This window comes from Paenibacillus agaridevorans (assembly GCF_018604145.1).
GTDB classification, from domain to species: Bacteria; Bacillota; Bacilli; order Paenibacillales; family Paenibacillaceae; genus Pristimantibacillus; species Pristimantibacillus agaridevorans.
Map to the genome: position 1 here is coordinate 8,368,510 of NZ_CP075889.1, position 13,588 is coordinate 8,382,097.

The window sequence follows — 13,588 nt, forward strand, 5'->3', positions numbered from 1 at the left end:
TTGTCTTCATGCCGAGAAGCCGTCCGGTTGCATCCTCCCGAAGGGTGCTGCCGAATGGCTTGTTTGCTTGGCAGGCATTGCACTTCTCGCGCCGACGTCTTATCATGGAATAGCTCCCGTTTTTGATAGAGGAGCAACTTGAGGACTTGTCGATTTTGCCTTAGGCTGCCGATAGACGCATGGAAAGGAAGAACGTACGATGGCACAACATTTGCCCCCGAGATGGAGTACCAAGTCGATATTGGTATTCTCGATTATTATGCTTGTCAAAAGCTACCTCACTTGGACCGTTCTGTTCGAGAACAGCTCGTTCAAGACGGTGTGGCTGAAAGAGCTGCCTATTATTCTCATTATATTCTGCATCATCGAATGGTTTTCGACCAAGCGCAAATTGCTTATGTACCTGATCGTCAATCTTTTGATAACGGTCCTGTTTTTTACTCTTATCGTGTACTACAGACATTTCGGAATCATTCCCACTTATCATGTTCTAGAGCAGGCCGATCAGGTCGGAGCGGTGAAAAAAAGCATCTTTTCCGTCATCCATCCGAAATATCTGCTTATTTATATGGATATTCTCATCCTTGCCTATGTCTTGCTGCGCCGGCGCATTGCCGTAGGCTGGAAACGCGCGTTGTCCGCGAGGACGAGCCGCAAGACGGTGGCCGCCGTATTTACCATCTCGCTGTTCGCTTGTTTGTTTAATATTCTTCCACACACGGAAAGTATTAATGAAACGGTGCAGGCGGAGCAAATGGGCATCCTCAATTACGAAGCCTTCAGTCTTCTGGATAACGATGAGGAAACGCCTGTCGAGAAAGAGCTGATCACTCAATCATCGATCTATGATTTAAAAGGCATAACGGAATCGGAAGCGCCTGTCCTGTTCGGCAGCGCGAAGGGAAAAAACGTGATTCTCGTGCAGATGGAATCGTTCCAGAACTTCCTGATCGATCTAAAGATCGACGGGCAAGAAATTACGCCCGTCATGAACGCTCTTGCCCATGGCAACTACTATTTCCCCAGGTTCTATCAGCAGGTCGGACAAGGCAATACGTCTGATGCGGAGTTCGTCGTAAACACTTCGTTCTACGTCCCCCCTGACGGACCCGCCACGCAGATTTATGCCAAGAAGGAGCTTCCCAGCATGGCAAGACTGCTGGAGTCGCACGGCTACGACACCGCTACGTTCCATACAAACGACGTGGATTTCTGGAATCGCGAGGATTTGTACCAAGGGCTCGGCTTTAATCGCTATTACGACAAGGCGTTTTTCGGCGAAGGGAACGACGAGCTATGGTTCGGTCCTTCGGACGAGGTGTTGTACGACAAGACCGCAAAAGAGCTGCAGCGCATGGATGCAGGCCCGGATCCGTTCTACGCGCATGTGATCTCGATGTCCGCGCATAACCCGTTCTCGCTGCCCGAAGAGAAGCAGAAGATGGTTTTGCCGGAGCGTTACGAGGGGACTTACGTCGGAGATTATATTCAATCCCAAAACTATGCGGATTACTGCTTGGGCATATTCCTCGAGGATTTGCGGGAGCGGGGGCTGCTGGAGGACAGTCTGCTCCTGTTCTACGGGGATCATCGCGGACTTCCGGTTTTCTCGCTTGACGAGGAGGACCGCGTGCTGCTGGAGGAAATTTTCGGCGGAACCTACGTCGAACGCGACATGATCAACGTGCCGTTCATTATCGCGGGAGAGGGCGTCACGACGCCGGCCGAGTTCCAGCAGCTTGGCGGACAGGTGGATATTTTGCCGACGCTGGCCAACCTGCTGGGCCTATCCATGAAGGAGCAGATCCATTTCGGGCAGGACTTGCTAAACCAGAAACACTATAATCTGCTGCCTCAGCGTTATTATTTGCCGACAGGCTCGTTCGTCAACAACGAGGAGCTGTTCCTGCCGGGGAGCGGGTTCGAGGACGGCAAACATTATACGTTGTCCGGGGGCGATAGCACCGAAGCGTCAGCTTCGACGGAAGACGAGTTCAACCGCGCGCTGGAGCTGCTTCATCTATCGGACAGCTACGTGAGCCAGTTGCCGGACCGTGCGGAACAGGTTAATGGGGAAGACTGACGGAAGCCAGTCCACCCGGCCGTCGGCAAAGCTGAATTGCGCTCGGATAAGCCCTATTTATTTCTGCGTCCATTTGCGTTAATATGAACTTAATATTATTTTTTATGCAACTATTTGATAGGGAAAGCCGTCGTTAATAGACGGTTTTTGTTTTGTACCCGTGCGGTCGTGTGCAGTCCGGTTCAGTTAAGGGAGAGTGGGCAAGTGAATACAGTATTGAATGTCTACCGGAAGTCGCCGTTCTGGGCAAGCTTCGTTCTGATCATGTTAAAGATGGTATTGTTCCGGCAATTTACGTTCGGCGAGTTTGCCGTATCTGGATTGCTTACGGATGCCGCGGCAGTGCTGACGCTGATTTGCTTGGTGGAGTTAATGACGACAAGCAGATGGAAGCCTGTTGTCTTTGGCGTATTCAACGGAGTATTGTCGCTCCTGCTATTCGCCTGCTGCGTCTATTTCTCCTTTTTCGGGAGCATTCCGACTTACACGGCGTTGCATGGTCTGGATCAGGTTGGACAAGTAAAGGATAGCGTGGAATCGGCGATCCATGTAAAATTTTATGTCCTGTTTGTCGATTTGGCGGTACTTATTGGATTATGGCTGGCAACTTTGCGCAGCAGAGGAAAACGGGAAAAGAGCCGTCCGGCGGCCAAGCCGCTTTATATGGCAATCGGAATGGCGATCGCCATTGCGGCGTCCTTCCTTTATATTCGCATGGATCTGGACATTCCGAACGAGCTTGTGCAATCGAAGCGGCTGGGCGTGCTCAATTATCAAGTGGCTACGGCCATTAACGAGAGCAGGCTCAACAGCGCGATCAAGGACGGATCTGTGGCGGTGACGCAAGAGGCGCTGTCCCAATTGGAGCAGGGCCATGCCGGGGGAGGCAAAGTGCCGGCGGGCACCAGCAGCTATTTTGGCGTGGCCAAAGATATGAACGTGATCGTCATTCAACTGGAGTCGTTCCAGGATTTGATGATAGGTCTTGAAGTGGACGGTCAGGAAGTGACGCCGGTCTTGAACGACCTGATTGGCGAAGGAGCCTTTTATTTCCCTAACGTATTCCAGCAAAATGGGCAGGGCAATACCTCGGACTCCGAGTTCATCGCCAATACAGGGGTATACGCGACCGGCTCCGTTGCCATGTCCAAGGGCTTCGGAGACCGCGAGGTTCCCAGCATGCCGCGTCTTTTGGGAGAGCGCAACTACGTATCGAATACGTTCCATGTCAACGATGTGACATTTTGGGACCGGATCAATATGTATCCTGCGCTTGGGTTTACGACGTATTACGACAGGCCTTATTTCATTGATGATAAATTCAACGCTCTCGGCGCCTCCGACGGGGAGATGTATCGTGTTGGTCTGGAGAAGCTGACGGAGCTGCATGAGAAAAATCAGCCGTTCTACGCACAGTTCGTCACGACCTCCAGCCATCATCCGTTCTGGATACCCGGGAAATTTCTTAACATCCAAGTGCCGCAGCGCCTGCATGGCACCCAACTGGGCCATTATATCACGGCGATTAACTATACGGACAAGGCGGTAGGCGAGCTGATCGAAGGGCTGAAGGGGAACGGCATGTGGGACAATACGGTCATTATGCTGTATGGCGACCACTACGGCCTGCAGGTCAAGGAAAACGATCCCGCTTGGGTCGAAGAAGTGCTTGGCGTCAAATATGACGACCGGATCAGCCGCTTCAACGTGCCATTTATCATTCGGGTTCCCGGCGTGGAAGGCAAAACGATAGAGCAAGTGGGCGGTCATGTCGACATGATGCCGACGCTGGCTAACCTGATGGGCATTGATTTGAAGGCCGAAAACTTTACTTTCTTTGGCAAGGACCTGATCAATGCGACAAGCAATGTCGTTGGCATGCGGTATTATATGCCGACGGGGACGTTTTTTAATGACGAAATCATGTTTGTGCCGGGAGAAGGCTTCGATGATGGAGAAGCTTTCGATCTGAAGACATTTGAGAAGATAACAGATTTTAGCCAGTATCGAAGCGATTATGATTACGTGCTGGAATTAATGCGATTGTCGGATGGTTATGTGAAGCTTCTTCCGAAACGCGCGCCATAGTCTGTAAATAATAGAATGATACGACAGTTAACGACACTGCCGCAAACGAAAGGACGACGTATGAAACTAAGCCAAATCCGACGGAAAAGATACGGCCTGCTGGGACTCGCGTTCGCTTTGGCTTTTTTTGTCGCAGCCCAATTCGTTGTCACAGCCTATGTAAAGCTGGATACCGTCTACAAACATCGCATTAACTATAATATGTTCCTGGAAGATCGAGGCATGATTGAAGTCGTCATCGAAGAGATGGCGAAAACGATCAAGCGGGACGGCCTGACGGACTACGCCATCCTTATCGGCAACTCCGTCGCTTGGGGGACGAACGAAAGCTCCGAGCATTCCCTGGGCCGTTATTTGTCCGACCTAGCGACATCCGCCGAAGGCGAGGACAAGCTGCAGGCCGTGTTCAATCTGTCGGCTCCTTCTATCATGGCTGGCGATGCGTACACGCTGCTGCTTATGATGGAGGATCACGGCATCAAGACGGACAATGTCATGATCGGCCTATCCTACTCGGCATTCGTGGAGCCTAAGCCGGGGCCGCGGCAAGTGTTCTGGCTTGGCGATTACTTGCGCACGCAGGATCCCAAGGCGTTCGCGGACGTGCTGCCGCATCTGCAGGCAAACGGCTTCGAATACAAGGAAGGCTGGAAGCATGCGGAGGAGCAGGCGCTGGAGACGCTCCTTCACCGTATCCCGGTCGTAAAGTACAAGGAAGTCATTCCCGCTTATTGGGAGCAGCGGAAGGCGGGAACCGACCTGCTCGGCGATCCGCGCGCCTGGAACGAAAAACAATTTTCCGAGAAGTGGCTCGCCGATCCTTCTTATCTGAGCTTCTTTGATCCGCAACCGTTCGATATGAGCGAGAGCAATTGGGGCGTTTATTTCATGAACAAGATCGCGGAGCTTCAGCAAGGCAAACGTCTGCTCACCTTCGTGTCGGGCGGCAATGGCGAGCTTTCCAAAAAGGAAGTGACAAATCCGGGTTACGTGGCGAATACGGAAGCGATCGAGACCTATTTGCAAGGGCTCGGCTCGCCTTACTTGATCATGCAAGACAAGATCGATCCAAACTTGTTTACCGATCATGTTCATTTGACGAAAGAAGGCAATGAGCTTCTTGCCCGTTTCGTATGGGACACCTGGACGGGTAAGGGGGAATAGCGCATGTTGTTTAACTCACCGACTTTTCTGTTGTTTTTATTAGCGGTATTCGCGCTGTATTACTTCTTCCCTCGCTGGCGAATGCTAGTGCTTGCCGTTGCAAACGCCGCATTTTACGCGTATGCCGGAGTTGGCTACTTCGTGTTGTTCTTCTGCGTCGTGGCTTCCGTATACGGCATTTCAAAGTTTCTTGGCGGCAGCCGAAGCAAGCTTGCGCTGACAGCCGGACTCATCGTTGTATTGGCCAATCTGGTCTTTTTTAAATATTCCATGTTCTTGCTGGGCAGCGTCGAGCAACTGCTGGGATTCACGATATCGCTGCAAGGGACCCCGTTCGTCGAACGGGAAATTGCCTTGCCGATCGGCATCTCGTTTTACTCCTTCCAGCTCATCGCCTACCTGGTGGATGTGCATAAGGGCAAGCTGAAGCCAAGCCGCTCGCTTTTCGAGTTCTGGGTATTCATCTCGTTGTTCGCGCATTCGGCCGCGGGCCCCATTCTGCGGGGCGGCGACTTCCTGCCGCAGCTTCGCAATATCGTGGCGATCAAATTCCGCACGCCGCGCGTCAAGCTTGGTCTTGCGTTTATTCTGCTCGGCCTCGTTAAGAAAGTGTTTGTCGTCGAGAAGATCGCTCCATACGTTAACGAATATTTCGGCGTCGCTGCGACGTTGAACGGCGTGGAGTCATGGGTAGCTTCCTATCTCTTCGCTTTCCAAATCTACTTCGACTTCTCGGCTTATAGCGAGATGGCGGTCGGCATCGGCTTGCTGCTCGGTCTCAGGCTGGACCTGAATTTCAAGACGCCATACCTGAGTTCTAACCCCGCCGAGTTCTGGAGACGGTGGCATATTACGCTGTCGCAATGGATCAGGGACTATATTTTTATCCCGCTGGGCGGTTCGCGGGTAAAGAATTGGCGCATCTACGTCAACCTGATCGCGGCCATGACGATCTCAGGCTTATGGCATGGAGCCGCGTGGACGTTCATCATCTGGGGATTCTACCACGGCGTCTTGTCCGCAGCCCATCGGATGTATGGCAAGGGACTCAAAAAGATGGGCTGGACGAAGCTGCAGGGCAACTGGCTGTACAAAGTATTCGCCATCGCCGTGTTCTTCCATTTGACGGTAATCGGCTGGGTGTTCTTCCGCGCTAATAGCTGGGGGGACGCGGTCCACATGATCAAGCAGATGACGCTGCTCGGCGGCGTGTCGTTTACGAAAGAGACCATGCTGCTGCTCGCGATCTCCGCGGGTCTGTATCTGCTTCATATCGTGGAGTTCCTGGCCGTGAAGTACTTCAAGCGCTGGTCGCTCGGGTGGGAGGCGGTGGTTCCTTCGCTTATACGCGGCGCGGTGTACGCGGCCATTGCCATCGTGCTGCTCATGCTGCTCATGAACGGCGAAGCAAGCTCATTCATCTATTTCGCTTTTTAAGACAGAGACGTTTCTGGATACGTCCAAGGCAAAGAGACCCATGATCCATAACAGGGATCACGGGTCTCTTCTTTATTTCATTTTCATCGATCGGCGCAGGTTGTCTGATTGAACTATAGTCGTTCAGGCGTTTACTTCAGATAATCGGTCGGATCTACATAGTTCGTATCCTTTATGATCGAGAAATGGAGATGGGAACCGGTCGACTGGCCCGTGCTGCCCATTAGTCCGATAAGATCGCCGGATTTGGTCTCGTCACCGACTGTTATGGATAATTGCTGCAGATGGCGGTATTCGGACTGCCAGATCTCGTTATGCTCAATGATAACAATGAAGCCGTGTTCGGGGTCATATTCCGCTTTAATGACTTTGCCGTCGGCGGCAGCGCGTATTTCCGTACCTTCAACATTTGCGATGTCGATTCCTTCATGCAGCGACTTCTCATGGGTGATTGGATGAATACGCTCCCCGTAACGCGAAGCGATTTTGCCGGTCGTCGGGAATACGAATCGAATGTCGTCATTTGCAGCTTGCGATGGAAATGCGTCGTTTGCGGGCGATGTTTCAACGGCGGTTTGCACGGGAATGTGCTCATTGGGAGTTTGTGCGGCTTCTTTATCGTTTCCCGATGCGAAAGCGGATGGCAGCGACAAGGCGGCTGCTAAGACAAGAATGAGCAGTCCGAAAAACGAAGCTCGTTTTTTCGGCGATTGAAAGTTTCGGATCATAACGATTCTCCTTGCAATTTGATTTTTATAGCCGGTAATTCCGGTCCCGGCCGAAACGGTTCTATGAAACTTGCCAAGCTCCAATATTTTTAAGATGCAAGCGGCATACGTATCTTTTTGGGTCAGGACGTTAAGCACGCTTGCATCGCAGGCCGTCTCCTGGTGTAGTCGCATGTTGCGCAGCCCGTACCAAACAGCGGGGTTGAACCAATGGAACGAGGCCAGTATGGTTGCCGCAACGTTGACCATGATGTCCCGCCGCTTGTAATGGGACAGTTCGTGAAGAAATACGCACTCCCAATCCGCGGCGTTTAGATGCTTGACCATTTGCTCCGGAATTAGCACCGTGGGCGAAAATACGCCGAACAATGCCGGCGCGGATACTTGCTTCGTCACGCGCAGCCGGATTTTAGCGAGGATGCCGTTGTCCGCGCGGATTCGAACGAATAGCGCAATCAAATCGGCGGGTATTTGAATGTTGGTTTCTCGCTGGAGGGCAACCGACATTCGCAGATAACCAGCCGCGATGTACAACAGGACTGCCGCCGTTCCGGCAAGCCATACGAATACCGCGATTTGGAATCCGGGAATCTTCATAGCCAGACGCTCCTGTGATGCTGGAGGATGAGATTGGGCAAGATTCGAATCTGCTTGATTCGTATGCGTGATCGGCGAAATGTCGCTCGCGTATGAACCGATGATCGAAGCTTCCAAATTCTCAATAGAAAAGATTCGCTCTTCCATACCGGCAAGGGGAATTGTCCAGCGCAGCTCGCTCTCTATATTTCCTGGCAGCCAGGGCATCAGAAGCTTCACGATCAGCAGCGTCCATAGCGCGTATTTCCACATGGGGACAAGTTTGCTCCGAAACGCCGCCGTCACCAGGGCCAGCAGCAAGACCATTAGGGCAGCCTCCAATGAAACAATCAGCGTTCGCTCGAATAGGTTTGTTAGCCATTCCACCTCTTATTTCACCTTCTTCTGGAGCAGCTCCTTCAACTCGCGAATGTCCTCGGAGGAGAGCTTTTCGGTTTCCAGAAAATGCGCCATCATCGGCTTCAGCGATCCGCCGAAAATACGCTGCAAAAACGAATGGCTTTCCGCCTGCACGCACTCGTCTTCGCTGACTAATGGAAAATAGAGGTATTCGCGATTGTCCTTGTTGCAGCCGAGCGCCTGTTTCTGCACCAGTCTGCCGATTAGCGTTTTCGTCGTTTTCGGTTTCCATGGCTTGCTTCCGCTCAGTCGTTCAATGATTTCGGCGGCCGTCAACGGCGCAGCTTGCCATACGATTTTCATTACATCCCATTCCGCGTCCGAAATGTGCGGCAGTTCCCGCATCGTATTCCCTCCCGATGATTACAATTGTAATCTTAATTGGCAAACGTGTTCCAAGGATTACCTATGTAGTCTACGAATTTAGATTACAGATGTAATCAATGATTGTCAAGTTGTCTTTCTACGAAGTTACGTGTCAGATACTGTAGATATTCGATGAATGGTGTTTCTCCTGTCCTTCTTTTAATTATTTGAGAGACGGGGTAGTTCACAACTTAAATATATCATGATATATTATTATATAAATGGATATGGCTATTGAATGAGGGGGAATACCGGATGGCTAACGAGTCGGCGTCCAAGCCCATGTATGAACAAATATTCGAAGCTCTGCGGGAACGGATCAAGGAAGGGCAATATGCGGTAGGAGATCGTGTTCCTTCGGAGAAGGAGCTTGGCGATGAGTTTGGCGTCAGCCGCATTACAAGCAAGAAAGCGCTGGAGATGCTCGCGTTGGATGGTTATATCGTTCGTCAGCCGGGCAGAGGTTCTTTCGTGGCGGAGCAGGGATCTGTCCAAGCGGCGGCCGGACATGCCTCGATTGCACCGATGGGACAAGCCAGATCGGGACGTAACACGGGCAAGCGGCTGATCGGACTCGTGATGACGGATTTCGGCGATGCTTATGGATCGGGGCTCGTCTACGGAATGGAGCAGGCATCGCGCGAGCAGGGTTCGTATCTCATTCTTCGCAGGTCGTTCGGCATAGCGGCGAATGAAGAAGAGGAGATCAAGGGAATGCTGGAGCTGGGCGTGGACGGCATGATCATATTGCCGGCGCAAGGCGAATACTTCAATGCGGAGATATTAAAGCTGGTCATCGGCCAATTTCCGTTCGTGCTGGTCGATCGCCATCTGAAAGGATTGCAGGCGGCCTCCATCTGCACGGACAACGTGACGGGCGCTGCCAAAGGAACGAACCATCTGTTCGATCTTGGCCACCGCCACATTGCGTTTCTCACTCCGCCGCCCCGGGATACGACGGCGATCGAGGATCGCATCGAGGGTTTCGTCAAGGCGCATACGGAGAGGGGCATCGTCGCGGATCGCGACATCTGGATTCAGGATATTATGTCCACGCTGCCGAGCGCCCATATCGAAGTCAATCGACGCAAGGATATCGAGAAGATCAAGGCCCATCTGACGAAGCATCCGCATATTACGGCGCTGTTCGCGACGGAATATAACGTCGCTTTGCTTGCCGAGAAGGCGGCCCAGGAGCTTGGGCTGGCCATTCCGGAGGACTTGTCGCTCATCTGCTTTGACAGTCCATATCGGAGCGGGCTGCAACCATTAACGCATTTGCGCCAGAACCAGGAAGAGATCGGGCGACTGGCCTTCGAGCACGTGACGAGACTTCTGGATGGAGAGCCGCTTCCGAGCCGTGTCCTGCTTGATGCGGAGCTTGTCATCGGAGAGTCGACCGGTAAGGCGAAGATCCGGACGACTTAGCAGCGAATCGATCAGTCGGCTATCCTGCTTCGCAAGAAACAAACAAGGCAGCCGATCGGCTGCCTTTCGTTTAACGAATAATCGCTAACGAAGAATCGTTTGATTTTTGAAATAGAAGCCCATTATCGGAAGTAAATACACGCCCAATAGGTTCAGAAACTTTTAGCAGCAGACGGCCTGAACCGTCTAGCAGCGCAACGCCATTATTGCCGCCAAGCAGGCAAACGAGCTGATTATTTACAACCTGAACGCCGGCAATCGACGCTCCCCATGCAAGCGTGTCATCCCCGTTTGGATTGACCTTATATAAATCGTATTGGGTTGAACTCTTTTTTGTTGTATAAAAAAGGTTACCATCGATACTTTCAAACCATGTGACGGCGTGTTCGGACAATTTAACTTCGTTTTTCCCGTCTATATCGGAAGAATATAACGATTTATCCTTGTCTTTAACGTAATATAGCTTTTGATCGATAACCTGGAACCAGCCCACGCTTGCGTCAACGATCTTTTTGGTTTTGTTGGTCTTTAGATTAATTTCATAGATCTTATTGGCGTCGGATTCGTCGCGAGAAGCCAGCACATACACATGGTCTCCGTTGACAGCCATGTAGGAAGCTTTGCCGCTGCCCAATGACCACCAAGTACCGCTAAGCGTAACTGCATACATCAGACTGGGATCACCCACTTTTTCACTTTCCCCGGCAGAAGATAATGATAAATTACCGCCCTCAAATGCCGAATCGCCGTGACGGAGAATCAGTGTGCCGTAAGGTGTATCGTGAAAGTCCAAAGATCCTGAGTGCATCAACTTTGCCATCCCATCGTCAACGATTTTCACGAAATAGTCGCTACCCATAACACCACCCCCGAGTCGATAGATAAACCACAGAGTATTGTCACGGATTTGAAAGGAAAAAGGTCCAAGTAAATCAGAGCTTGTGCGACTATCCGGGTGACTATAAGAATAAATTTCTTCCTTGTCGGATGGCTGATTCACAGGAGCACGGTATACATGGCTTGTAGTATACGTCGTCTCGACGAAGTAGTAGTACCCCTTGAAAAGGGCGACATCGTTCTCCGCGGCATACGAAGGAAGGTCGACCGTTCGCACCTGCGGGTTTTGGGATGTAATGCTTAGTCCGTTGACGGCATTCCACTTATAATCCCATCCGAACTCCTCATACGCAAAACGCCAGGTTAGCGGGAAATAGGTCATGTTTCGAAAGTTTAATAACGGATATTGTTCTTTCGAGTTGTTAATTGCTTTGCCATTGACCGTAATGGCCGATGTGGAAATCTTTGCGGAGTACGAAGTAGCATTGCGACTCCCGGACTTATAAGAAGCATAAGCGGAGGTCACCTGGCTTTGCTTTATATGTAAGCCAGCTGTTTGTGACCAAGTGGTTTCCAGACCCAGCATTCTGGTATCGTTCCAAGTCATCGGAAAGTAGGTTATACCGCGATAGACAAGCAGAGGATATTCCCTGTACTGATTTTCTACCACATGACCATTCAGGTTCACCTTAAAAGTTGGCAGGGTAACCTTTACGCTAGCTTCCGAAGCGCTGATTTGTACCGCAGGCAACATAAGGATCAAACAAAATAAAAAAGCTAGCGCATATCTTGACCGATTTCTTCTCATTATTATGTCATCCCTTTCTTTTTACTGGAGCAAGAATCATCTGTACCAAGTAATCGCCTTGGTTTCCAAATTTTATATTGTATAGACGGATTATTAAGGGAAAAGTTGCGTGAAGACATTCCGGAAGTTGATGGGTCGAAAATTGTCATATAATAATATATTGATATTACAATAAGGTATATCAGCATGATAACTAATAAACAATTTATATTGACATACTATATGATCAATCATATAATCAAAAATGTAAGCGGTTTATCGCGATGACCTGTTGCGGCGGAATGAAGGGATCAGACAATGCAATCATGACGAATCAAAAAAGAAAAGGGAGGCATTTGACATGAAAAGATGGTTATCGGTTACGGCTTTATCGGCGGTATTATTCTCATCCGTTATCGGCTGCAGCGGCAACAACGATGGAGGCGGCGATAAAGGCGGATCCGGCGGCGACGGAGGAGGCGGAGGCAAACCCGTTGAGCTGACGTTCTGGGGAGACTGGGGCGGAGAAGGGCAGAAACAGTTCGAGACGATGGTGGACGCGTTCAACAAATCGCAGGACCGCATCCGCGTCAAATACGTGCTGCAGCAGGATATGATAACGAAATTCCTGACGGCGGCAACCTCCGGCGGGTCGCCGGACATTCTGTTCTGGGACAGATGGCGCACGTCGCTGTACGCGCCGAAAAACGTCCTGCATCCCATTGACGAATATTTGGAGAAGGACGGTCTCTCGAAGGATGCGTTCTACGGGGAGTCCATCAAGGAATTATCTTATAACGACAAGCTGTACGGACTGCCGCTTACGGTTGATGCAAGAGCACTCTTTTATAATAAAAAGATTCTGGACGAAGCGGGCGTAAAACCGCCTACGACTTGGGCGGAGCTGGAGGAAGCGGCGGTCAAGACGACTAAATGGAACGGCAGCAAGCTGGAAGTAGCGGGTTTCTCCCTCGGCGACAATGGTCTGTTTAATATGTACCTGCAGCAAGCGGGCGGCTCCATGCTGTCGGAGGACGGACTGAAGACGGGCTTCAACAGCGAACAGGGGAAGTCGGTGCTGCAATTCTGGGATAAGCTTCTGAACGAGGACAAAGTGTATAAGGTCGGCTTCGAGCAAGGACTTGGCGAAGGCACGGACGCGTTTGTCACCGGCAAGCTGGCCATGCAATATACAGGTCCCTGGATGTTAAGCACATACAAAAAGTACGGCAAGGATCTCGACTTCGGCATCGTACCGCCTCCGGCAGGTCCGAACGGCGACAAGGGCAGCGTCATGGGCGGCTTCGGTCTCGTCATTCCGGAGGGAGCGAAGCATAAGGAAGAAGCTTGGGAGTTCGTCAAATGGTGGACTGCAAATAAGGACAACGCGCTGCTCTGGGCCAAAACAAGTCTCAACATGCCGGGTCTGAAGGAAGCGCTCGAAGATCCGTTCTTCAAGGACGATCCATTTTGGCAGCCGTTTATGGAGACGCTGGAATTCGCCAAGATCCGTCCGGCGCATCCGGGCTACTCCGTCATGGAGAACGACGGACTTATCCCGAATCTCCAGCTGTTCCAACAAGGAGAGCAAGGGCTGGAGGATACGCTGAACAAGTCCCAGACGCAAGGAGACAAATTGCTCGCGGATAATGCGGACGTGAAGTGATTCGCGCC

The 13,588-nt window shown here is 51.3% G+C and carries 9 protein-coding genes; 6 read left to right on the top strand and 3 right to left on the bottom strand.

The window, feature by feature from the left end; translation table 11 throughout:
- Window positions 1-199: 199 nt before the first annotated feature.
- The 4 genes from KJW29_RS33380 to KJW29_RS33395 all read left to right on the top strand — a co-directional run bounded on the left by KJW29_RS33380 (window position 200) and on the right by KJW29_RS33395 (window position 6,772).
- Window positions 200-2,083 (top strand): LTA synthase family protein, encoded by a 1,884-nt coding sequence (locus KJW29_RS33380; protein WP_214627856.1) that lies wholly within the window; start codon window positions 200-202, stop codon window positions 2,081-2,083.
- Window positions 2,084-2,287: 204 nt separating this feature from the next.
- On the top strand, window positions 2,288-4,171 hold the full coding sequence (locus KJW29_RS33385) for an LTA synthase family protein (RefSeq protein ID WP_246608487.1): 1,884 nt from the start codon (window positions 2,288-2,290) through the stop codon (window positions 4,169-4,171).
- A 60-nt stretch (window positions 4,172-4,231) separates the two neighbouring features.
- A complete protein-coding gene (locus KJW29_RS33390; RefSeq protein ID WP_214627857.1) occupies window positions 4,232-5,335 on the top strand; it encodes a PIN domain-containing protein in 1,104 nt (367 codons plus the stop codon).
- 3 nt (window positions 5,336-5,338) lie between these two features.
- Entirely contained in the window at window positions 5,339-6,772 is a 1,434-nt protein-coding gene (locus KJW29_RS33395) for an MBOAT family O-acyltransferase (RefSeq protein WP_214627858.1), read from the top strand.
- Window positions 6,773-6,903: 131 nt separating this feature from the next.
- Here KJW29_RS33395 and KJW29_RS33400 read toward each other — a convergent pair whose 3' ends face one another.
- Window positions 6,904-8,463, bottom strand: a complete 1,560-nt coding sequence (locus KJW29_RS33400; RefSeq protein ID WP_281426303.1) for a M56 family metallopeptidase — start codon at window positions 8,461-8,463, stop codon at window positions 6,904-6,906.
- A gap of 3 nt (window positions 8,464-8,466) precedes the next feature.
- The gene (locus KJW29_RS33405; RefSeq protein WP_087569739.1) at window positions 8,467-8,841 is read right to left on the bottom strand and encodes a BlaI/MecI/CopY family transcriptional regulator; all 375 of its coding nucleotides are present in this window, start codon (window positions 8,839-8,841) and stop codon (window positions 8,467-8,469) included.
- Window positions 8,842-9,117: 276 nt separating this feature from the next.
- Here KJW29_RS33405 and KJW29_RS33410 point away from each other — a divergent pair, with 276 nt between their 5' ends.
- Window positions 9,118-10,290, top strand: coding sequence for a GntR family transcriptional regulator (locus KJW29_RS33410; RefSeq protein WP_214627860.1), 1,173 nt, complete (start codon window positions 9,118-9,120; stop codon window positions 10,288-10,290).
- A gap of 70 nt (window positions 10,291-10,360) precedes the next feature.
- Here the strand turns inward: KJW29_RS33410 and KJW29_RS33415 are convergent, their stop codons facing one another.
- Entirely contained in the window at window positions 10,361-11,935 is a 1,575-nt protein-coding gene (locus tag KJW29_RS33415) for a DUF5050 domain-containing protein (RefSeq protein ID WP_214627861.1), read from the bottom strand.
- Between the two features lie 340 nt (window positions 11,936-12,275).
- On the opposite strand from KJW29_RS33415, the gene KJW29_RS33420 reads away from it, so the two are divergent.
- Window positions 12,276-13,580, top strand: coding sequence for an ABC transporter substrate-binding protein (locus tag KJW29_RS33420; RefSeq protein ID WP_087569736.1), 1,305 nt, complete (start codon window positions 12,276-12,278; stop codon window positions 13,578-13,580).
- Window positions 13,581-13,588 lie beyond the last annotated feature (8 nt).